The sequence below is a fragment of the Stenotrophomonas sp. NPDC078853 genome (genome assembly GCF_044901215.1).
GTDB lineage: Bacteria > Pseudomonadota > Gammaproteobacteria > Xanthomonadales > Xanthomonadaceae > Stenotrophomonas > Stenotrophomonas lacuserhaii.
Genome location: NZ_JBJDOQ010000021.1, coordinates 52,008 through 72,904 on the forward strand (window position 1 = coordinate 52,008; position 20,897 = coordinate 72,904).

General features: G+C 67.0%; 24 protein-coding genes and 1 pseudogene. 16 read left to right on the top strand and 9 right to left on the bottom strand.

Annotation, left to right across the window (positions count from 1 at the left end; genetic code table 11):
• The first annotated feature begins 9 nt into the window (after nt 1–9).
• Both ACI2JH_RS17515 and ACI2JH_RS17520 read left to right on the top strand, forming a co-directional pair.
• Nucleotides 10–387, top strand: a complete 378-nt coding sequence (locus ACI2JH_RS17515; protein WP_157825056.1) for a response regulator — start codon at nt 10–12, stop codon at nt 385–387.
• Nucleotides 388–464: 77 nt separating this feature from the next.
• Entirely contained in the window at nt 465–2,060 is a 1,596-nt protein-coding gene (locus ACI2JH_RS17520; RefSeq protein WP_404736819.1) for an alpha-amylase family glycosyl hydrolase, read from the top strand.
• On the opposite strand, the gene ACI2JH_RS17525 is transcribed toward ACI2JH_RS17520, so the two are convergent.
• Complete coding sequence (locus tag ACI2JH_RS17525; RefSeq protein ID WP_404736820.1) at nt 2,024–3,013, bottom strand: TIGR03885 family FMN-dependent LLM class oxidoreductase; 990 nt, start codon at nt 3,011–3,013, stop codon at nt 2,024–2,026. The two genes, ACI2JH_RS17520 and ACI2JH_RS17525, sit on opposite strands and share 37 nt — an antisense overlap.
• 56 nt (nt 3,014–3,069) lie before the next feature.
• Between ACI2JH_RS17525 and ACI2JH_RS17530 the strand changes: the two genes are divergently transcribed.
• From ACI2JH_RS17530 to ACI2JH_RS17545, 4 genes are all read left to right on the top strand, one after another.
• Nucleotides 3,070–3,453: a sensory rhodopsin transducer gene (locus tag ACI2JH_RS17530; RefSeq protein ID WP_182656002.1), complete on the top strand. Its 384-nt coding sequence runs from the start codon at nt 3,070–3,072 to the stop codon at nt 3,451–3,453.
• Between the two features lie 83 nt (nt 3,454–3,536).
• Complete coding sequence (locus ACI2JH_RS17535) at nt 3,537–4,403, top strand: SDR family oxidoreductase (protein WP_191768696.1); 867 nt, start codon at nt 3,537–3,539, stop codon at nt 4,401–4,403.
• Nucleotides 4,403–4,963, top strand: coding sequence for a mechanosensitive ion channel domain-containing protein (locus ACI2JH_RS17540; RefSeq protein WP_182656000.1), 561 nt, complete (start codon nt 4,403–4,405; stop codon nt 4,961–4,963). Before ACI2JH_RS17535 ends, ACI2JH_RS17540 begins: the two co-directional genes overlap by 1 nt.
• Before the next feature lie 30 nt (nt 4,964–4,993).
• Nucleotides 4,994–5,188 (top strand): hypothetical protein, encoded by a 195-nt coding sequence (locus ACI2JH_RS17545; RefSeq protein WP_101100482.1) that lies wholly within the window; start codon nt 4,994–4,996, stop codon nt 5,186–5,188.
• Between the two features lie 33 nt (nt 5,189–5,221).
• Here ACI2JH_RS17545 and ACI2JH_RS17550 read toward each other — a convergent pair whose 3' ends face one another.
• From ACI2JH_RS17550 to ACI2JH_RS17560, 3 genes are read right to left on the bottom strand one after another with little or no spacing between them, the layout of a single operon-like run.
• On the bottom strand, nt 5,222–6,043 hold the full coding sequence (locus tag ACI2JH_RS17550; RefSeq protein ID WP_182655999.1) for an OBAP family protein: 822 nt from the start codon (nt 6,041–6,043) through the stop codon (nt 5,222–5,224).
• Between the two features lie 41 nt (nt 6,044–6,084).
• On the bottom strand, nt 6,085–8,601 hold the full coding sequence (gene ligD, locus ACI2JH_RS17555; protein ID WP_404736821.1) for a DNA ligase D: 2,517 nt from the start codon (nt 8,599–8,601) through the stop codon (nt 6,085–6,087).
• 10 nt (nt 8,602–8,611) lie between these two features.
• Nucleotides 8,612–8,788 (bottom strand): DUF3606 domain-containing protein, encoded by a 177-nt coding sequence (locus ACI2JH_RS17560; RefSeq protein ID WP_182655997.1) that lies wholly within the window; start codon nt 8,786–8,788, stop codon nt 8,612–8,614.
• 224 nt (nt 8,789–9,012) lie between these two features.
• On the opposite strand from ACI2JH_RS17560, the gene ACI2JH_RS17565 reads away from it, so the two are divergent.
• From ACI2JH_RS17565 to ACI2JH_RS17580, 4 genes and pseudogenes are all read left to right on the top strand, one after another.
• Nucleotides 9,013–9,507: a ferritin-like domain-containing protein gene (locus ACI2JH_RS17565; RefSeq protein ID WP_101100479.1), complete on the top strand. Its 495-nt coding sequence runs from the start codon at nt 9,013–9,015 to the stop codon at nt 9,505–9,507.
• 27 nt (nt 9,508–9,534) lie between these two features.
• Nucleotides 9,535–9,738 (top strand): annotated as a pseudogene (locus tag ACI2JH_RS17570) (hypothetical protein); the annotation flags it as partial.
• Between the two features lie 120 nt (nt 9,739–9,858).
• Nucleotides 9,859–10,497 carry a DUF6766 family protein gene (locus tag ACI2JH_RS17575; RefSeq protein WP_182655996.1) on the top strand — a complete coding sequence of 213 codons (639 nt, stop codon included), beginning with the start codon at nt 9,859–9,861 and terminating at the stop codon, nt 10,495–10,497.
• A gap of 20 nt (nt 10,498–10,517) precedes the next feature.
• Complete coding sequence (locus ACI2JH_RS17580; RefSeq protein WP_101100476.1) at nt 10,518–11,066, top strand: cysteine hydrolase family protein; 549 nt, start codon at nt 10,518–10,520, stop codon at nt 11,064–11,066.
• A 61-nt stretch (nt 11,067–11,127) separates the two neighbouring features.
• Here ACI2JH_RS17580 and ACI2JH_RS17585 read toward each other — a convergent pair whose 3' ends face one another.
• On the bottom strand, nt 11,128–12,144 hold the full coding sequence (locus ACI2JH_RS17585; protein ID WP_404736822.1) for a chemotaxis protein CheB: 1,017 nt from the start codon (nt 12,142–12,144) through the stop codon (nt 11,128–11,130).
• 179 nt (nt 12,145–12,323) lie between these two features.
• On the opposite strand from ACI2JH_RS17585, the gene ACI2JH_RS17590 reads away from it, so the two are divergent.
• A complete protein-coding gene (locus ACI2JH_RS17590; protein WP_182656151.1) occupies nt 12,324–12,740 on the top strand; it encodes a BLUF domain-containing protein in 417 nt (138 codons plus the stop codon).
• A 43-nt stretch (nt 12,741–12,783) separates the two neighbouring features.
• Entirely contained in the window at nt 12,784–13,419 is a 636-nt protein-coding gene (locus ACI2JH_RS17595) for a DUF2971 domain-containing protein (RefSeq protein ID WP_157825054.1), read from the top strand.
• Here the strand turns inward: ACI2JH_RS17595 and ACI2JH_RS17600 are convergent.
• Complete coding sequence (locus tag ACI2JH_RS17600) at nt 13,412–13,966, bottom strand: TetR/AcrR family transcriptional regulator (RefSeq protein ID WP_101100472.1); 555 nt, start codon at nt 13,964–13,966, stop codon at nt 13,412–13,414. The two genes, ACI2JH_RS17595 and ACI2JH_RS17600, sit on opposite strands and share 8 nt — an antisense overlap.
• A gap of 4 nt (nt 13,967–13,970) precedes the next feature.
• Nucleotides 13,971–15,506, bottom strand: a complete 1,536-nt coding sequence (locus ACI2JH_RS17605) for an MFS transporter (RefSeq protein ID WP_404736828.1) — start codon at nt 15,504–15,506, stop codon at nt 13,971–13,973.
• A 152-nt stretch (nt 15,507–15,658) separates the two neighbouring features.
• On the opposite strand from ACI2JH_RS17605, the gene ACI2JH_RS17610 reads away from it, so the two are divergent.
• The 4 genes from ACI2JH_RS17610 to ACI2JH_RS17625 are packed head-to-tail and all read left to right on the top strand — an operon-like array spanning nt 15,659 to nt 19,442.
• Nucleotides 15,659–16,378 carry a DUF3348 family protein gene (locus tag ACI2JH_RS17610; protein ID WP_404736823.1) on the top strand — a complete coding sequence of 240 codons (720 nt, stop codon included), beginning with the start codon at nt 15,659–15,661 and terminating at the stop codon, nt 16,376–16,378.
• Nucleotides 16,368–18,455: a hypothetical protein gene (locus tag ACI2JH_RS17615; RefSeq protein ID WP_404736824.1), complete on the top strand. Its 2,088-nt coding sequence runs from the start codon at nt 16,368–16,370 to the stop codon at nt 18,453–18,455. The genes ACI2JH_RS17610 and ACI2JH_RS17615 overlap by 11 nt, the downstream gene beginning before the upstream one ends.
• Entirely contained in the window at nt 18,452–19,099 is a 648-nt protein-coding gene (locus ACI2JH_RS17620; protein WP_404736825.1) for an OmpA family protein, read from the top strand. Before ACI2JH_RS17615 ends, ACI2JH_RS17620 begins: the two co-directional genes overlap by 4 nt.
• A complete protein-coding gene (locus tag ACI2JH_RS17625; RefSeq protein ID WP_404736826.1) occupies nt 19,080–19,442 on the top strand; it encodes a DUF2894 domain-containing protein in 363 nt (120 codons plus the stop codon). Before ACI2JH_RS17620 ends, ACI2JH_RS17625 begins: the two co-directional genes overlap by 20 nt.
• Before the next feature lie 53 nt (nt 19,443–19,495).
• Here the strand turns inward: ACI2JH_RS17625 and ACI2JH_RS17630 are convergent, their stop codons facing one another.
• Together ACI2JH_RS17630 and ACI2JH_RS17635 are read right to left on the bottom strand one after the other, a co-directional pair.
• Nucleotides 19,496–20,239 carry a SapC family protein gene (locus ACI2JH_RS17630; RefSeq protein WP_101100467.1) on the bottom strand — a complete coding sequence of 248 codons (744 nt, stop codon included), beginning with the start codon at nt 20,237–20,239 and terminating at the stop codon, nt 19,496–19,498.
• A 113-nt stretch (nt 20,240–20,352) separates the two neighbouring features.
• A complete protein-coding gene (locus tag ACI2JH_RS17635; protein ID WP_042612942.1) occupies nt 20,353–20,625 on the bottom strand; it encodes a hypothetical protein in 273 nt (90 codons plus the stop codon).
• Nucleotides 20,626–20,897 lie beyond the last annotated feature (272 nt).

Genomic DNA, 20,897 nt, shown 5'->3' on the forward strand with positions numbered 1-20,897 from the left:
GAGGTTGAGATGAGCAACGATATTCTGGCCGGATGCCGGGTGTACGTAGTGGAAGACAACTACCTGCTGGCCCTGAGCGTTTCCGAATTCCTCGAATCGGCAGGCGCCGAGGTACTCGGCGTCACCGGCAAGCTGGCCGAGGCGCAGCGGTACGTGGCCGAGCACGACGACCGGATCGACGCGGTGCTGCTGGATGTGAACCTGCGCAGCGAGATGTCCTATCCTCTGGCCGACCAGCTGGTCGCGCTGGACATCCCGTTCCTGTTCACCACCGGCTACGATGCCGCAGCCATCGATGCACGCTTCGGCGATCACCCGGTGTGCAGCAAGCCGTTCGTTCCGGCGACCCTGTGGGAGATGGTCAGCGCGATCTGCACCCGGCACTGAGCCGAGACCCTGCTCCTTACAACGCGGTCTCGACGCCACTGCGTGCACCATGGACCGTCCCGACCACAGGTAATGCGATGGCACCGCATTCGACGGCGATCTATCAACTTGACGTTTCCCTGTTCCGTGATGGCTGCGGGAGGGGCTGGGGCACCTTGTCCGGTGTCGTCGAGAAGCTCGACTACCTGCAATGGCTGGGCATCACCCACCTGTGGCTGTTGCCGACCTACCGCAATGGCGGCCGCGACGGTGGCTACGATGTGATCGACCACTGCGCGATCGATCCGCGCATCGGCGATTTCGACAGTTTCGATCTCCTGATCCGGGAAGCCACGCGGCGTGGCATCAGGGTGATCGTGGAGCTGGTCATGCAGCACACCTCCGACCAGCATTCCTGGTTCCTGCAGGCGCGCAGCGGCGACGCGCGGATGGCAGCGCGGTATATCTGGGCGGACTCGCCGCCGGAGCAAGGGCCGGACCCCATGTTTCCCCCGATCGAAGCGTCGGTGTGGAGCTGGGACGCGGATGCCGCGCGGTTCTACCAGCATCGGTTCTACCGGCATGAACCCGATCTGGAGCTGGCCAATGCCGAGGTGCGCGAAGAGATGGGACGCATCATCGCCTTCTGGCTGGACAAAGGCGTGGCGGGTTTCCGCGTCGACGCGGTGCCCTACATGGTGGAACGCGCGGCCCTCGCCGACCCGCGCGACGAAGGCCGCTGGCTGCTGCAGCTGATGCGCGGACAGGCGGCGGCGCACCACGATGCGCCCATCCTCATCGGCGAAGCCGACGTGGAGGCGGGTGAGTATGGGAAGTACCTGGACCACGGACGGCGCCTGTCCCATCTGCTTGATTTCCACCTCAACAACCATCTGTTCCTGGCGTTCGCGCTGGAGGACGCCAGCCAGATCACCTCGACCCTGGCCGAGTACAACGCCGATGCGCCGGCACGTTCGCGGCTGGCGTGGTTGCGCAACAACGACGAACTGGACCTGGAGCAGCTGAGTCCCGAAGAACGCGCCAGCGTGATGGACCGGTTCGCACCCGAGCCGGGCATGCGTGTCTACGAACGCGGCATCCGGCGCCGGCTGGCCCCGATGTTCGACCACGACGTGGGCGCGCTGGCGATGGCCCACGCCGTGCTGCTTTCGCTGGGACAGGTGCCGGTGCTGCGCTATGGCGATGAGATCGGTCTGGGCGATGACCTGCGCCTTCCCGAGCGCGATGCCGTGCGCGTGCCGATGCAGTGGGCCCCTGGCCCGCGGGCCGGCTTCAGCGATGGCCCCGCACCGCCCTGGCGCGCTGCGCTGTCCAGTCATGACCGCGGCGTGGCCAGCGATGCGGTCAATGTGCAGGCGCAACGCGACGACCCGGATTCGCTGCTTGGTCGCGTGCGTGAACTGCTGCAGGCGCGCCGTTCGCTGCCATGGCTGGAACAGGACGCCGAAGCGCTGCCCGGCCTGCCGCGTTCCATCCTCGGGCTGCGCTTCCGCAGCGGCGACAGTGCCTTGCTGACCCTGGTCAACGTGGGTCGCACGCCCCAGCGCCTGCACCTGGCCGAGGCAACCCACGCGCGCCCGGTGGTCCTGCGCGGCGCCGATGTCGAGGAGCAGACCGTGGTGCTGGCCGGCTACGGCTACGCCTGGCTGCTGGTGGACAGCGGCGGGAGCTGAAGCGCGGGCAGCACCCGGGACGCGAAGTCGTCGATGAAACGTTCCTGTTCGAGGTTGACGTTGTGCAGGTACAACCGCTGGAAACCCATGTCCAGGTAGCCCTGCAAGGCCTCACGATGCACGCCGGGATCGTGGGAGACGATCACCCGCTCGGTGAGCCGTTCATCGCTCACCTGCTGGCCGAGCTGTTCATAGGCTTCCGGCTGGCTGAGCTGTTCACTCTGTTCGGCGCTCAGCACGTTCTGGCGCCATTGCTCGCGCGCCCCGGCGAGCGCGGCGTCGTAGCTGCGCGCATAGGAAAGCTTGACCTGCAGGTACATCGGTTTGCCCGCGCCGCCGCCTGCTTCGAAGGCGCGCACTACCGCACCCAGATCCTCCATCGGCATGCTGGTGGTGATCAGCCCATCGGCCCAGCCCCCCAGCCAGTGGGCGGTTTCCGGGGTCAGCGCAGCGCCCAGCAAGGGGATCGGGGTGGCCGGCCGGCTGTACAGCCGCGCCTCGCGCACCTGCACGCCCGCCTCGCCCTCGACGCTGACCTTGTCGCCGGCCCACAGGCGGCGGATCACCTCTGCGGATGCGCGCAAGCGCGCGTTGCGGATGTCCTTGCTCGGCCAGGGCTGACCGGTGATCGCCTCGTTCAGCGCTTCCCCACTGCCCACTGCCAGCCACACCAGGGTGGGCGCAAACTGTTCCAGCGTGGCCACCGCCTGTGCCACCACGGCGGGATGGTAGCGCCCGGACGGGCACGTCACCATGCCCAGCGATACCGGCACCTGGCCGAGCAGCGCCCCGGCCCACGCCCAGGCCTGGCCGGATTGTCCCTGGCGGCGCGACCACGGATGGAAATGGTCCGAGCACATCACCGCATCGAACCCACTGTCCACCGCGCGCCGCGCAAGGGCGAGCAGGCTGGCGGGGGCGAACTGCTCATGCGAGGCATGGAATCCAATCACGGCGCGCTCCTGTACGTTTGACACGATTGCAACAGGGCACGATTTAAAACCGCGTCATGAACATGCCAAAAGAATGCATCGGCCATCGCCGCTGGGCGATCGCCGAAGGGTACATCCCGGGCTGGAGCAACGGCCCACAGCCGGCGCTGGAAAGTCACGAAACCTGCTGCATCCTCAATGCCAGTGAACGACCTGCACAGGTCGAACTGTGGTTGTACTTCGAGGACCGCGAACCGGCGGGGCCGTATCGCGTCGAGGTGCCGGCGCAACGCACGCGCCATGTCCGCTTCAACGACCTGGACGATCCGATGCAGGTGCCGCGCGAAACGCCGTTCGCCACCCTCATCCACTCCAGCGAACCGATCATCGTGCAGCACACGCGGCTGGATTCGCGGCAGGCGGAAAATGCGCTGATGACGACCATCGCTCACCCGCTGTGACACCGCACTGACACCGCATCGGCAGGTCATTTACGGGCAAGCGCGCAGCATCGGTATCTCCTTTCACCGCACTGGAGAACGCGATGTCCCTCCCCGACTACCCACGCCCCCCCTTCAAGCCGCAGCAGCAGGGCTTCCCCGGCAAAACCGGACCGATGGAACCCACCCCGGACCACGGCGAGACCACCTACCAGGGCCATGGCCTGCTGGCCGGCAAGCGGGCCTTGATCACCGGTGGCGACAGTGGCATCGGCGCGGCGGTGGCCATCGCCTTTGCCCGCGAAGGGGCGGACGTGGCCATCGCCTACCTCCCCGACGAACAGGCCGATGCCGAACGCATCGGCGCGCTGATCGAAGAGGCGGGGCGCAAGGCGCTGCTCGCTCCGTGTGACATCAGTGACCCTGCCCAGGCCGAGCAGCTTGTGGACCGGGTGGTCAAGGAGCTCGGCGGACTGGACGTGCTGGTCAACAACGCCGCGTACCAGCGTTACTTCGAGAGCTTCGACGAGATCACGCTGGAGGAATGGAAGCGCACCTTCGATACCAACGTGCACGCAGTATTCAACCTGGTGCGACTTGCGGTGCCGCATCTGCAGAACGGTGGCAACGTCATCAACACCGCCTCGGTGAATTCCAAGAAACCGACCCCGAACATCCTTCCCTACTCCGCCACCAAGGGCGCAGTGGCCAACCTCACGATCGGGCTGGCCGGCCTGCTTGCGGACAAGCAGATCCGCGTCAATGCGGTGCTGCCCGGTCCGATCTGGACGCCCTTCATCCCTGCCGGCATGGCGGCCGAGGAAGTCGAGAGCTTCGGCTCGCAGACGCCATTCGGCCGGCCGGGCCAGCCGGCTGAACTGGCCTCGGCCTATGTGATGCTGGCCTGCGACGGTGCCAGCTACACCTCCGGCGCGCTGCTCACCGTGTCCGGCGGCGCCGTGACGCTGTGATGGAGCGTTGGCACGCGCTTCGCTCCGCGTTGCCAACATGGCTGGACGAATGGCTGGACGTGGTCGTCCCGGTCAGCGAGTTGCTGCTGATCGGGACGTGTGCGTGGCTGCTGGTGCGCTTCGTCGCGATGACCGCGCGCACGATGGCCAGCCGATACGAGTTCCCGCCGGCGTATGCCGTCGGCGCGCGTCGTATCGCTGCAACGCTGGTCTATGCGGCCGCCCTGCTGCTGGCGCTGGAGCGGCTGGGCGTCTCCGCACGCGTGTTGTGGAGTGCGTTGACCGGCTTCGCCGCCGTGGGGGCGGTCGCGTTTTTTGCCGCGTGGAGCGTCCTGTCCAACATCTTCTGTTCGTTCCTGATCTTCGCGACCAAGCCGTTCCGGCTGTATGACCAGATCGAGGTCATCGACAGCCCGGACAAACCCGGGATACGTGGACGCGTGGTCGACATCAATCTCATCTACACCACCCTGCAGGACAGCAACCCGGCATCGCAGAACTGCCTGTTGAAGGTGCCCAATTCGCTGTTCTTCCAGCGCATGATGCGGCTCTGGCATTGAGTCCGCGCCGCCAGGACATCGAGGAACTCCATGACCCCGCTCGACAAGCCACTGCGCCGTGAACTGCAGGTCGGTGCCGATGCGTTCACCCTCACCATCGACCCGGATGGCCTGAAACTGGTTCGCAAGGGGAAACGCAACGGCATCGTGCTGCGCTGGGAGGAGCTGGTCAACGGTGATGCCGCGCTGGCCAAAGCCCTGCAGGCATCGCTGCAGACGCAGTGACCGCTGCGGAGCCCGCGTGCTGCACAGCCAGGCTCAGCGCCCCTTTTCCGTCGTGCCGCGCGAGGTGGCATTCTCCCCCGCAGGCTGCGGCATCAGTTGGCCGGAGGGCGCGCCGTGCTGTGCGTGGCGGTTGCCTGAAGGGTCTTCGATCTGGACGACCTGGCCGCGCTGCCAGGCATCGGCACCTGGATCGATCGGCGGCGAGGGAATATCGGCGCGCGCCGCCCTGCGTTCCCCGCTGTCGATGCCGATCCGCTGATCACGCGCCGTCAGCATGGCCTGGTCGATCTGGCCGTCAGCGGTGAACCCCATCATCAGTTGGGGCATGCCCCGCGGCAGGTCCTTGTCCAGGTCGGTATGCCAGGTGTGCCAGGTCTTGCCATAGGTGCCGACGAGTTTCTCCATCAGCGCATGCTCGGCCGGGGCGGGGATGCCGGGCGCCACCAGCTGGCCCGATTTCACTTCGTGCACGTGGCTGTGCCAGAGTTTCTTCTCCGGCTCGGGCAGGCTGCCGAACAACGCCCCGCTGATGATGTACTCCACGCCCATCAGCTTGGCGTCGCGGACATTGCCATCGTAGATGGTGCACTGGATGACGTCCTCGTTGAGGATGCTGCAGTAATGGTGCGCTTCCATCTGCCCTGCCGGGTGCCCATTGTAGAAATGAAAACCGTCAAGGTAGGCGTTTATCGCTTCGATCGGCGGGCGGTCCTGCAGCAGCGCCGCACCCGCGTCCAGTGCCTTGGTGGTCGGCGCCGCCTCGGCCCCGGGCGCCTGCACGCTGGAGGAGGTGGTGCCCCCACCGCAGGCGGCCAGCGCGAGCACGGCAGTAGCGTTGAGGAAAACAATGCGCATGGAATACCCCTTGTGCTTGATGGAAGGGCGGGCAGCTGCAGTCAGTCGTCCTGCGCCCACCGTGAAAGGTTCTGCTGGAGCGTGTCGATGCCGGCCCATGGATCCTTGCGGCGTCTTTTCAGCCGGGCGGGTACATCGCGGAGGGTGAAACTGTCGGCGCGCTTCAGCCTGGGCAGTTCGTTCCAGGAGATGGGGAGTGCCACCGGCGCGCCCGGCCGGCCGCGCAGCGAATAGGACGCGACCGCCGTCGCACCTCGTCCGTTGCGGAGATAGTCCACGAAGATCCGCCTGTTGCGCAGGCGTTTGCTTGAGGTGGCCAGGAAACGATCGGGCTCGGATCGGGCAAGCGCGTCGGCGAACCCGTGCGCGAAGCGCTTGGTGAGGTCCCAATCGCAGCCCGGGTGCAACGGCACCACCACGTGCAACCCCTTGCCGCCGGACACCCGCAGGAAGGATTCCAGCTCCAGCTGCTGCAGCAGCCTGCGGATGTCGGTGGCGGCCTTCTTGACCTCCGAAAAAGGCACGTCCGGGCCCGGGTCGAGGTCGAATACCACGCGATCGGCCTGATCGGGCGAGGCAGCATGGCTGCCCCACGGATGGAACTCCAGCGCGTTGAACTGCACCAGCTCCAACACGCTGGCCGCATCTTCCACCACCAGGTAGTGCGCATTGACGCCGGTGTCCTCCTTCAGCCGCACCGAGCCCACGCGCTCCAGGCCGGCGGTGTGGTGCTTCTGGAAGAAACACGGCTTCGAGGTCCCCGAGGGGCAGCGGATGATCGACAACGGACGCCCGATGATTTCCGGCAGCAGGTGGTCCATCACGGCGGTGTAGTAGTCCCAGACCTCCTGCTTGGTCGCCTGGATATCCGGAAAGATCACCTTGGTCGGGCTGGACAGCGTCGGCGACGCATTGGCCGCCCGCCCCGCAGGCGGCGCCGTGGCCACGGCACTGCCTTGGCCATGGTCGCTGCTGGCGAGGTCTGAAACGTTCTTGTCCGGCCGCACCGCCTTCAGCGATGCCTGGCGCAGCAGCTGCTGGCCACCAATCCCCCGATAGAACACCTCCACCACGAAGCGCGGCGGAAACCACGTGGCCCCGCGCAGATCGGTCTCGGTAGTCGGTACGTACGCGGTTGGCTGCTTGCCGCCCCCCTGCCCCATCATCGCGCTGAGCTCGCTGATCTGGCTGTCGGTGAAGCCCGAGCCCACCCGACCGGCGTACAACCAGCCATGGCGCGCGTCAGGCCTCGCCAGCAGCAGCGAACCGAATCCGGTCCGGCTCCCTTTCGGCGCCGTGTAGCCCACCACGGCAAACTCGTCGCTGGCCAACTGCTTGGTCTTGCGCCAGTCCTCGCTACGCCCTGCCTGGTAGCCGCGGTCGGCGCGCTTGGAAATGATGCCTTCGAAGTGCTGCTCACCGGCCAGCCGGTATGCCGCGTCACCGTCGCCGGCGATGTGCGAACTCAACGCCAGGTGCGGCGGCGGATCGGCCAGCAGTTCCTGCAGCAACGCCTTGCGCTGCAGAAGCGGCGCATCGGTGACATCCACCCCGTCCAGATGCAGCAGGTCGAACAGCACATAGGACAGCGCACCTTGGCGCTCGCCGGACAGCGTGGCCTGCAGCAGGTTGAAGTCCTCCTTGGTGCCGCCGCCCGCGATCAGCTCACCATCCAGCGCCGCCGACGTCACCCCGAGCGCGGCCACCGCCTCGCGGATCTCGGGCAGCTTCCCGGTCCAGTCCAACGCGTTGCGCGACCACAGCCGCACCTCGCCATCGGCCACGGTCGCCAATATCCGGTAGCCATCCCATTTGATTTCGTGGACCCACTGGTCTCCTGCTGGCGGATGATCGCCAAGCCTGGCCAACTGTGGCTGGAACGGCCCTTCCGGCGCCTCGGCCTTGCGCGCCCCGGCCAGTCGCAGCGCTTTTCCGGACCACCCACCCCGGCGCGACCGCGCGCTCACCGGTACCGCCGTCAGCCGACGCTTGACGGACTTGCCACTACCGGCGCGCTTGAGGTCGGCGGCAGGTGCCGCCGTGACGTCGGCCAGCAGGTCGTCCGCCTCGACATCGCCGGCATAGGCATCGTCCTCCTTGAACAGCAGCCACTGTGGCTGCCGCGCCGGCTTGCCGGAGCGCACCAGATGCCAGCCGCCCTTGAGCTTGGTGCCGAACAGTTCGAATCGCAGGTGGCCCTTCGCCAGCTGTGCCTCCGGGTCGCCGCGGGTGGACCACACGCCGTGGTCGAACTGCGCCACGTGCCCGCCTCCGTACTCGCCCTTGGGTATCTCTCCTTCGAACCCGGCGTAGTCAACCGGGTGATCCTCCACTTCCACCGCCATCCGCTTCACGTGCGGATCGTAGCTGGGTCCTTTCGGCACCGCCCAGCTCTTCAACACGCCGCCGATCTGCAGCCGGAAGTCATAGTGGCGCCTGCTGGCATGATGCAGCTGGACGACGAAGATGGCCCGCTGGCCGGCCGGCACTTTCTTGCCCGGCTCCGGCTCCCGGGTCCGGCCGAAGCTCCGCTTGCGCTGGTACTCGCTCAGCGACATCCCGAGCGGCCTAGCGGCGCAGGTGCGTGCGCACGGCCTCGGCGGTCGGACCCACCGCCTTGACGGCCGCCTCGAGCGCTTCGCGGCTGACGCCCAGCGTCCGGGTCCAGTACTGGACCTCGTAGTCCTCGTTGACGTTGATCCGGTCGCGGTCGGGGCTGCCGGTCTGCTGCTTGTCGTCACTCATGTCGATCTCCGTCGGAAGCTGCGGTCCATCGAGCATCGTTCCGCCGCGGTCGCCGGGACGAGAGCGCCGCGTGAACCCCGAAACAAGAATCCGTTGCCCGAAGTGAAGAAAACGCGGCACGCACTCAACCCTCACGTTTCTCTTCGCGCTCGCATGACGAGCCGCATACACCTGCGTGCCTAGGCTCGGAATCTCTGTTCACCCAATCCAATACGGAGCTTTCGATGGCTATCAAAACCGCTGAAGACCTTTTCATCCACGAACTGTCGGATATCTACAGCGCGGAAAAGCAGTTGACCAAAGCGCTGCCGCGCCTGGCACGCGCCGCCACCAACCCCGATCTTGCCGCCGCGTTCGAAACCCACCTGGAAGAAACACAGGGCCAGATCGAGCGCCTGGACCAGGTGGTGGAGGTGCTGGGCATTCGCCTGAAGCGTATCAAGTGCGCCGCGATGGAGGGCCTGGTGGAAGAAGGCAAGGAAGTGATCGACGGCATCGAGAAAGGCCCGGTGCGTGACGCTGCCCTGATCGGCGGCGCGCAGAAGGTCGAGCACTACGAGATCGCCTCCTACGGCACGATCGCAGCGCTGGCCAAGCAGCTCGGCTACAAGGATGCCCTGCCGCTTCTGCTGGAGACGCTGGAGGAGGAAAAGGCCACCGACGAAAAGTTGACGATGCTGGCCAAGTCCGGCGGCAATGCCGAGGCCGCAGCCGCCTGAGACCCGACCGCCTGCCAGGAGACCACCATGCAACCCGATCATGATCCGGCACACGAACCCGCTCGGCAGGCAGAGCCCTCTGCCGATGACCAGCGCGCCACCGAGAATGCCGGATACAACCAGCGCGGCCATGGCAAAGGCGGCAAGCTCGGCGAAGGAGAGCCTGACGGCAAGGCCGAGCGCGATGGCAGTACGCAGCCGAACTTCGGCCAGGCCGGCAGCTGGGGCAAGACCCCCGATCCAGAGCCCTGACCTGGGGCGGCACTGCGGTGCCGCCCTCCTGTCGAGGTGGCCACGTGTCGAAGTGAGCACGTGGCCGATGGTGAAATCAAGCAGACCGGGTGTATCGGCATGTGGAAACGAAACGGCCTGTCCATCGTATTGTTCGCGCTCCTGCTGTGCTTCCTGGGAGGGCAGGTGTGGGCAGGCTTCCTGGACCATAACCAGGAGCTCGCCGAGCTCCACCGCCCCACGCTGGAGCTCTGGGACTATCTCCACAGCGGTCATTTCATCAGCGCTACCTTCGAAAACTGGGAAAGCGAATTCCTGCAGATGGGCATGTACGTCCTGTTGACGGTGAGCCTGCGGCAGAAGGGATCGGCCGAATCGCGGCCGCTCTCCCATGCAGAAGAACACGAGCGTATTGAGCCTGGTCGCACGCCGTGGGCGGTGCGCAAGGGCGGTCTGTGGAAGACCTTGTATGGCCACTCATTGGCCATCGCGTTCATGCTGCTGTTCCTGATGAGCTTCCTGCTGCACCTGGCGGGCAGCTGGCGCGCCGAGGTCGACGACCAGCTGGCGCGGGGCCTGTCGCCGCCTACGTGCTGGGAGCATCTGGCGAGCAGCAGTTTCTGGTTCGAGTCCTTCCAGAACTGGCAGAGTGAGTTCCTTGCTGTGTTGTCGCTGGTGATCCTGACGATCTTCCTGCGCCAGAAAGACTCGCCCCAATCCAAGCCACTGGCTGCTCCGCACAGCCAGACCGGCGACTGAGCGGCGCAGGGACCGAACCGATGCGTCCATCTTCGCCTGCCCTGCTGGTCATCGACATGTTCACCCTGTTCGACTTCCCCGACGCTGATCGGCTGAAGCCGGGCGCGGTGCGGGCCGCGCGCCAGATCGCGCGCCTGGCACGACAGTTCCGCCTGCGCGGCCACCCCGTCATCCACGCCAATGACAACTTCGCGAACTGGCAGCTTGATTTCAAGGAGCTCGTCGATGCCTGCCTGCGCACGCCCGGTGCGTCGTCCACGATCGCGCGCCTGCTGCAGCCCGAGCCGGGGGATTATTTCGTGCTCAAACCCAAGCACTCCGCCTTCCTTGCCACTCCCCTGGTGGTGTTGCTGGCCAAGCTGGGGGTGGACGAGCTGGTGGTATGCGGCATGACGGCCGAATCCTGTGTCGCAGCCACCTGCTTTGACAGCAATGCACGGGAATACGACACCGTGGTCGTGCGTGAAGCGGTCGCCGGCATCGGTCGAGCCAAGGCGACCGCGCTGCGGCTGCTGGAGGACGGCAAGGCGGCCCGCGTCGTCCCACTGCAGCGTTACCTGGCGCAGTAGGGCGTTGAAGGACCAGCCCACTGCGCGGCACACGGATACGCGCTCGATCCGGCCGTCGCGCTCAGGGTACCCCTGCGTCCATCAGGGAGCGCAGATGGAGGATCGCTGTCGCCACACGCGATTGTTCGGCGATGCGCAACGCGCCCTCGCGGCTTGCCTCCCCGTGCAGATCTACCAGCATGTCGATCACCCGTTGCCGCTCGTGCAAGGCACGCAGCGCCCGCCATAGTTCGTCGTCGGTGTGGCGTGCCTGGGTCTGGTCCAGCGCGTCCAGGGTGTAGGCGTGTCCGGTATGGCAACGGTAGCGTGGCGGCGCGCTGTCGTCGATGTGCCATAGCACCCCGCCGCAGGCCGGGCAGCTCACTTTGGAGGGGCGTCCGATGGCGTCCAGCCCACTCATGTCATTGCCGGTATCCATGCTGAGGTCATTCTCGTGGCGCACCGCGGCAGGCACTGCCGGCGCGGAGCGGATGGGTTCGCCGATGGCACGCTGCAGCGTGGCGGCCAGTTGTTCGCCGGGTGTCGTCCAATCGACTGCGACGTATCGCAACGCACTGCGTGGCATGCTCGGCTCGAGTGCATCGGCCGGATCCTGGACGATGGCCAGCCCGCCGCACGCCTTGATCGCCTGCAGCCCGGCGGTGCCATCGTCGAGCCGGCCGCTCAACACGACCCCGATCACCCGCGGTCCGAAACACGCCGCTGCCGAGCGGAACAAGGGATCGATCGCCGGACGCGCGAGATTCTCCTTCGCACCCCGCGTCAGCCGGATCACGCCATCGGCCACCAGCATGTGCTGGTCCGGCGGTGCGATCAACAGGTTGCCCGGCTCGATGGCGTCACCGGCCACGGCGTGGCGCACCCGCATTCTGCCGGCACCGGAAAGCAGCTCGGGCAGCACACTCTGGTGGCTGCCGATATGCCGCACCAGCAGCACGGGTGGAAAGTCGGACGGCAGCAGGGCGGCCAAGCGCGTGAGCACCGGCGTCGCACCCGCCGAGGCACCGATGACGATGATGTCGCGGTGAATCCGATTGCTGTTCGACATGCCTACCCGCAGGGTTTTCGTCGCAGCCATTATGGTCAACCCTCCTTCATGGTGGCGTGCAGAAACTCCAGGACGACCGGCCTGTGCACCGCATCACAGAATGAATGCGATCAGGCCATGACCGATTCAGAATGTCCATTTGCAGAAGACACTTTCTTACGGGGCTGCACGCTAGATTTCAGATCCACAGCAAGAAAGGAGTCGCCGTTTTGCCAATCCGTGCGTTGGCGTATGCAAGTCAAGCAATACCGGGCCTGAGTATCGAGCGCATCGAGGCTCTCACGCGCGATGCCGAACGTTTCAATCTGCAGGCCGATGTCACCGGGGTATTGCTGTTCGACGGCAGCCGTTTCATGCAGTACATCGAGGGGCCTGAGGACAGCTTGTGGAAAGTGTATTCACGCATCCTCGAAGCCAGCAGCCATTGCGAAATGATGGAGCTGGGCCAAGGGCAGATCAGCGGCCGCCGCTTCCCCTACTGGTCCATGCGCATGGTTCCCGCTGGCGAGGCGGACCTGCGTTTCGTCTGCCGGGGTGACTGGACGGGCTTCAGCCGAAGCCGCGGCGATGATGCGCGAACCGGCACGGACCGGCTGGTACGGGTGGTAGCGCCGCACATCGGCTGATGGCCGATGCTGCAGGCTGGCGAGGACAGCATCGGGGGAACACTTGATCTTCTATAAATTCAAACCTGTGGAGCAGCTCGCCCACCTGCTCGATATCGTGGTCAACGAACGGCTCTACTGCGAGCATTACGAAGCGCTGAACGACCCCTTCGAAGGCCAGTTCGCGCGCATGGTCGGCCAGGGTGCGGCGCGGCCGCAGTTCGGCACCGCCCGCGAGCTCGACCGTAACCTGCCCACCCGGATCTGCAGCCTCACCGATCGTTTCGACGATGTGCGGATGTGGTCGCTGTATGCCGGTCGGTTCGCCGGTGTTGCCATCGCGCTGGAGCTCGATCCGCAACGCCTGCCGCTGTACCCGGTGCGTTACACGCGCCGGCTGCCTGCGATCGACGTCGCGGCAGGCGGTGGTGCCGCCTTGCGCGCCCTCACCACCAAGACGTCCCACTGGGCCTATGAGAACGAGTGGCGGCTGCTCAGCCAGGAACGCCATATTCCGGTACCGGGAGCGGTGCTGCAGGTGATCCTCGGCATGCGCATGCCCACCGAGATCATGCAGATCATCGCGCGGGTGGCCCGTCCCCACACGCGGGTCCACATGGCCCGGCTGGACCCGGCCGGCACCTGCATCGTGCGGGGCCAGGCGCTGGAAGCGGGGCTGGTGGAGCGCATCGTCACCTGACCGGCCCGGCCGGTTGCAGCATCGCCAGCAAGCGCTGCACGACTGCGGCGCGCACGTCCTCGGCGATCTTCCCGTTGTACATGCCCTCGTACACCCATAGCCCGTCCGCAGCCAGCCGCGCGATGAAGTTGTCCCAGGCCGCCGGATCGGTCTCGCCAGGCCGGGGTGGCGCCGGCGCCCAGCGCGCCATGGCCTCGCTCCAGGGCGCCACGTCGGTATCCGGCTCGACCGATTCAAGCATGAAGATCAGCTCGGCGCGGGTAGCGCTCTGTGCCGAAACCCGAAGGTAGGCCGCGTGCCGTTCGACCGCGCTCGATTCGCTGGCCGGCACCGCGAGCAGCTGCTGCATCGAAGCCTCCCAGCCCTGCACGAGATGCTCGTCGATGGCACGTAGCAGCGCTTCACGCGAAGGGAAGTGATACAGCAGTCCGCCACGGGTCAGTCCGGATTCGGTGGACACCGATTCGAACGTCACCGCACGTACGCCATCGCGGTTGATCACCCGCACGGCCGCATCGAGGATCCGGGTTCTATTGCTCGTTCTCATGCGTTCAATGTACGGCAACCGGTGCGGCTTCGCGGCCACCGGGCCCGCTGCGGAGCAGCAGCGCGGTGAGCATCGCGCCGATGGCCAGCGCCACCGAAATGACCACCAGCACCCACTGGTATGCGCGGTCATACGCGGCATGTACCGCATCCAGCCACTGCGGCGCAGGAGTGCCGACAGCCTGCAGCGCCTGGCCAATGCCCTCGCGTGCCGCCGCGGGCAACGCAGCGTCGGCGGGCAGGAAGGCGGTGTACAACGCCGCCGCCAGGCTGCCCAGGACCGCCACGGCCAGCAGCCCGCCGAATTCGTAGGCCACCTCTTCCACCGAAGAGGCCATGCCGGCGCGGTCGGCCGGCGCATTGCCGATGATGGCCGTGGACGCCACGGAAATCGTCGCACCCATCCCCACCCCGGTGACTGCCATGCCGGTGATCGCCCATCCCAGTCCGTGGGCAAAGCCCAATGCGACCACCGCCACGCCCAACGCGCCGCACGCCAGGCCGCCACTGATCAATGGCCGCAGGCCGACCCGATGCAGGAACATTCCGCCGAACAGCGCGCTCGGCAGGCTGCCCAGCGCCGCCACCGAGACCAGCAGGCCCGCCTGGAGCGGAGTAAAGCCGGCGACCAGCTGGAAGCGCTGGGTGGTCACCAGTTGCAGTCCAGCGAGCGCGAACAGGGTGAACACCGCCGCGAGCGTGCCGCAGAGGAAGGCCGGATTGCGGAAGATGGCAACGTCCAGCAGCGGATACGGCAGCACGCGCTGGCGGCGCACGAAGGCGGCGGCGGCGATCGACGCCACGCCGGCGGCGATGGCGGCGGTGATCCACGCAGGCGGCGCGGCAATCACCGATTTGATCCCCAGCACCAGACCGGACAATGCCGCCAGCGCGAGCAGCGAAGAGGCGAAATCCCAGCGCCGGCTGCCGTCAGGCACGCCTTTCGGCGCCAGTGCGAGCGTGGCGATGAAGGCCAGCACCACCACCGGCACGTTGACCAGGAAGACCGATCCCCACCAGAAACGCGCCAGCAGCACCCCGCCGATGATCGGGCCGAGCGCGGCGCCGATGATCGCCACTGAACCCCAGATGGCGATGGCGATGTTGCGCTCCCGCTCTTCATGGAAGGTCAGCCCGATCAGTGCGAGGGTCGCCGGCATCATCGCGGCGGCACCCACTGCCAGTGCGGCGCGCGCGCCGATCAACTGGCCAGCGGACTGCGAGAACGCCGCCACCAATGACGCCGCGCCGAAAGCGGACAGCCCGATCAGGAACATCCGCCGATGACCGATGCGATCGCCCAGGGTGCCAGCGCCCAGCAACAGGCCGGCCATCACCAGCGGATAGGCATTGATGATCCACAGCTGCTGGCTGTCGCTGGCATGCAGCTCGCTGGCCAGGGTGGGCAGCGCGGTGTACAGCACCGAATTGTCCAAGGTGACCAGCAACAGGCCGGCAGCCACGGTGAACAGCAGGCTCCAGCGGCGTGCGGGAGACAATGCGGACGTAGGAGGAGCAGCGGCAGGCAACGACATGGCGATCAGCACAGCGGTTGTGGGATGGACGTAACTATACCGGACGTCCTGTACAGTTATGTCGATTGGGGTAGCGGCCATTCACGCGCCGGATGGCGGTCCGACGCAGGCAGCCGCGCCGGCAAGCGTGTAAAATCGCGTCTTTTGGCCTCCTGACAATGGCGAAACCGTCACCCCGGCCGCCCGTTGCCGGGCCGCCCCTGATCCACGCGCTGCAGCGGCTTGATCCCCCGTCCGCTGCCTCCGAGAGCCCTGCCCTGCCTGCGGCGCTGGGCAGCTGGGTCGACTGGAACCGCGCCGTCGCCCTTGCACGGGCACTGGATGGCAGCCTTCCCGACCGCCCGGAACAGACCGCCGATACCGATGCCGACCGCCTCGCCGAAGAGTGCGCGCGTGCGCGAAACGCCCACGCCGAAACCATCCACGCGCTGGTGACCGCACTGCTGCAGCCCATGGCGCCGGCCGAATTCGAGCGGCGGCACGCCGCGCTCCAGCGTGCCCAACTGACCAGCACCGGCCGCCTTCGCGGCCGCCTGCGCGACGCGCTGGCGCGAACCGGCGAGCAAGGCGCACGCCTGGCCGAGATCGATGCCGTGATGGAGCAGGTGCTGGCCCCGCGAGAGTACCGGCTGCTTGACCGCCTGCCCGCCCACTTGGCCGCCTGCCTGCCCGCCGCCGCGACCGCACACGCCGCCACGAACCCGGACGCCACATCGCCTGCCGTGATGCCCGACTCCCTGTCCGAGCCGTCCTGGCCGCCCGCGCTGCGCGATACCGTGCGCGACCTGCTGCTGGCCGAACTCGACCTCCGTTTCCACCCGATCGACGGGCTGTCCGCCGCCGTCCATCCGCACCGAGCACCGCCCCATGCTGCGTAACGCCCTGCACCTGATCGTCTTCCTCCTCGGACTCGCCGCTGCTGCCTGGATCGGGATCGGCTACATCGGCCACAACACGCTCGGTGCCGCCGTCGCCCTCCTCATCGCCGCGTGCTACTGCGTTGGCGGGTGGGAGCTGCTGCAGTTCCGCCGCGCGACCGACGCACTGCTTGGCGCCACCCGCAACGCGGGTGACCGGGAAAACCTGGATGACTGGCTCAAGCGCGTGCCATCCCCCCTGCGCGGGCCGGTGCGGCTGCGCGTGGAAGGCAACCGGACCGCCCTGCCCGGCCCCGCGCTCACCCCCTACCTGGTCGGTCTGCTGGTACTGCTGGGCATGCTCGGCACGCTGCTGGGCATGATGGCGACGCTGCGCGGCACCGGCATGGCGCTGCAGAGCGCGACCGACCTGCAGGCCATCCGCGGCTCGCTGGCATCGCCGGTGGAAGGACTGGCGGTAGCGTTCGGCACCTCCATCGCCGGTGTCGCGGCATCGGCCATGCTCGGCCTGCTGTCGGCCCTGCTGCGGCGTGAGCGCCTGTCCGCCGTGCAGGTGCTTGACCAGCACATCCGCACGGACCTGTCGGTGCATGGCCAGGCTTGGCAGCGTTCGGAAGGCCTGCGCCTGATGCAGGACCAAGCGGCCCTGCTGCCTGCCCTGGTGCAGCAGTTGCAGCAGATGGTGGAGGGCGTGCAGCACGCAGCTGCGGCCAGCCATGCACAGCTGGAGGCACGCCAGGAGGCGTTCATCACCCGCCATGACGCCGCGCAGGAGCGCCTGGCCGCGCAACTGGAGCAGTCCCTGCAGCGTGGCGTACATACCGGCAGTGAAGCCATCGGCACCACGCTGCAACCGCTGCTGCGTGATGCACTGGGAAACATCGAAGCTACCGCCGCGCGCACCCAGGCCAGTGTCACCGACGCGGTGCAGCGCCAGCTTGATGCGCTGCAGGCTTCGACGCAGACGGTATCCAGCGACCTGCGCGCGCAGTTCGACGGAGCGCTCAACGCCCAGCAGGCCGCCAATGCCGCGCTTGTCACCGCACTTGGCAGCGCGCTGTCCAGCGTCATCGCCAGCCAGCAGGACGGCACTGATCGGCTGCTGGGCGAACTCGATGGCCGCCTGCGCGGGCAGGTCGAGCAGTTGGGCGCCCACTGGACCACGCTGGCAGAGCAGCAACATGACGCGGCCAGCGCGGCCAGCGAACGCGATGCGCTTGCACGTGCCGCAGCGCTGGCGGCACAACAAGCCGATGCGCGTGAGCTGGTGACCCAGCTGCAGAACACGCACCAGGCCCTGCTGGAGCGCAGCGCACACGACGACCAGGCACGCCTGCAGCAGTGGTCGCAGGCCTTCACCGCGCTGGCCGAACAGGCCGGTGCGCAATGGGTCACGCACAGCGAACGGGCCACCGCACAGCAGCAGCACATCAGCGAAACGCTGCAGCAGACCGCCAGCAGCATCGGCGAAGAGGCGCGTCGACAGTCCGCCGCCACCATCGCCGAAATCACCCGCCTGCTGGATGTCGCCAGCGAAGCACCACGCGCCGCCGCCGAAGTGGTCGCCGAGCTCCGCCAGCGGCTGTCCGACAGCCTGGTGCGCGATACATCGCTGCTTGAAGAGCGCGCCCAGTTGCTGGGTACGGTCGGCAGCTTGATGGAGTCGATCCAGGCCACGTCCAGTGCACAGCGCACCGCGGTGGACCAGCTGATCGAAAACGCCGCCGGGCTGATGCAGCGCACCGGCGAGCGCTTCGCCGAACAGGTTGACGCGCAGGCGGACACTCTGCAGGCACTGGTGGGCAGCGTTGCCGACGCCGCCACCGGCAGCCGCGAACTGGCCGCCGGACTGGACGGCGCAGTGACCGCGTTTACCGCCACCAGCAGCAGCCTGTCGGCCCATCTGGAACAGCTGGCCGGCGCCCTCGACGCATCCCTGGCCCGCAGCGATGATCAGCTGGCCTACTACGTGGCGCAGGCGCGCGAAGTGGTCGACCTGAGCCTGCTGTCGCAGAAGCAGATCACCGAAGAGCTGCGCCAGCTCGGTAATGGCCGCACGCCGGCAGGGAACGCATGAGCGATCACGACGAACTGGATGGCGACAGCGGCACGCCGATCTGGGCTGCGTTCGGTGACCTAATGTCGGTGCTGCTGGGCGCTTTCGTGCTGATCCTGGTCGGCGTGGTGGCCATGCAGCTGGAATTGAGCGGGCGACTGGATGCGGAAACCAGGCAGCGCCAGGCCGCCGAGCAGACACTGGAGCAGGCCTTGGCCGGGCCGCTGGCGGGCGGGCGCGTGACGCTGGTCGACGGGCGCATCGGTATCAGCGGCAATGTCCTGTTCGCCCTGAACTCCGACCAGTTGCAGCCAGAGGGGCGCGAGGTACTGCGCAGCCTGGCCGCCCCCCTGAAGGGCTGGCTGGCGCAGCGCCAGGACATCCTGATGGTCAGCGGCTTCACCGATGACCAGCCGGTACACGCGCACAACCGGCAGTTCGCCGACAACTGGGAACTGTCCGCCCAGCGATCGCTGACCGTGACGCGCACCTTGATCGCCGAGGGCCTGCCGTCGTCCTCGGTGTTTGCCGCCGCGTTCGGTGCCGAGCAGCCGGTGAGCTCCAACGCCGATGCAGCCGGACGGGCGCGCAACCGCCGCGTGGAAATCGCGCCGATGCCGCGGCCGGGCGCGAAGGAGGCCAATGATGGGCGCCAAGCGCGCTGATCGCACCGCTGGCGAGGGGCTGGCGGCACTGGTGCGCGACCTCGACGCCGGCTCTGCTTCGCTGCAGCACTATCCGCAGTTGCCGGCGCTGCAGCCGATGCGCGATGCCTGGCAGCGGCTGCACGCCGAGAGCCGCCTGCGTATCGCCCTGCAGCAGACACCGGCCGAAGGGGGGCCGTTGAATTCCGCCGTGCTGGTGCACCGCATGCTCGACACGATGCAGGCGCTGTCACCGGACTACCTGCGGCATTTCATTGCCTACGCCGATACGCTGGCGTGGCTGGAGCAGCGGGCGCAGCCAACGGCTGCAGCGACGCGCAAACGCAAACCGAAGGCCCGATAGCGCCGAAGGCAGCGGCAGGAGCCGCTGCCAATGTCGCTACACGCGCGAGGCCATCAGGCGTCGCGCTGGGCCTGCTTGCGGGTCAGATCACCGAAACGCGACAGCGACATCAGGTGCTGGTGCACCAGGCCCAGCCAGCCATTGCGGTGCCAGGCGAGCACGACCTCATCGGACAGCTTCTGGAACTTCTCCACGTCCACCACGTTGAAGCCCTGCAGGGTCAGTTCGCGGCCATTGGGCAGGCGCACGTTGGCATTGCGCATCACCAGCAGGTCCTGCTCGATCAGGGCCTTGGAGAAGGCCTGGGTATGGTTGTGGTCGGCGGTGAAGCGGCCGCAGAATTCCATGGCCTGCTGCAGCAGCTCGCTCGGCTTGCCGTCGACGAACAACGCCTCGCCCTCGGTCCCGCCCTTGACGATGCGCTCGGTGCCCTCGTCGAAGCCCAACACGTAGTTCTGGCTGCCGTCGGTATCGATGAAGATGAAGGGATGACGACGCACGTAGGCCGGTACGTAGGTGTCCGGCTCCCACTGGCCGTCAGTGACGAACAGGTTGTCCTCGGTCACGCCGAGGGCGGCCATCGGCACCGCTTCCGGGCCGGCGAACAGGATCGGGAAGTGGTGCAGTGCCAGCGAGAATTCGTTGACGATCAACGGAATCGCATTGGTCTTGGCAGCGAAACCCAGCTTGCCCGGCAGGATGCGCAGGTCGCCGTGGATATCCGACTGCAGCGGCACCGGGCGGCTGTAGAACAAAGGGGAGCCTGCTGCAGGCGCGGTGTCGTTGCCGGTGGTCATCAGAAAGCCATCTCTACTTAACGCGCCAGCCATCCCGGGCGCGAATGCGGGTGGAACATGAAACCCGCATTATCAACAAGCCACGTGGCAATCACCACCCCGCCGTATCCGCCTTACTTGAGCTGCAGCGGATAACGCTGCCACAGCACGTGCACCAGGAAGCCGGTCAGCTCCGGATCCTTGCCCCTGATCGCGCCACGGATCTTGTCCAGCAGCACCATGTCCGAGCATTTGCGCACGTCGGCGTGGTTGGCCTGGCCCGCACGGCGCGCACGATAACGGGCAGCACGCTGCGCATCGCTCATCGCGTACCCGAATTTCGGCGGCCTGCCCCGCTTGCGCGGGAGCGCCAGTTCGAACGTGCCGGGGTCTTTGTCGTCGCGCATGCGGAAATAGAGCGTGAAACGGCCGCGCACTTTATCGTGAGGCATCACTTTAATCCAGTCTTTTCGAACGAAAAGTGCTGTTTTTCCGGGGCGCCGCCGCCACCGCTTTTCTCATCACAAGGGTGACCGCAGCGGGACCTGTCAGGGGGTCGGGCGGTGGGGCTGGGCGGGGGCGTTGAGCGCCATGGATGGCGCGAAACGAGGCCCGCCGGAGCGGCTCTTGCCGTCCCCCCCCCACCCCCCCCCCCCCCCCCCCCCCACCCCACGCGCCA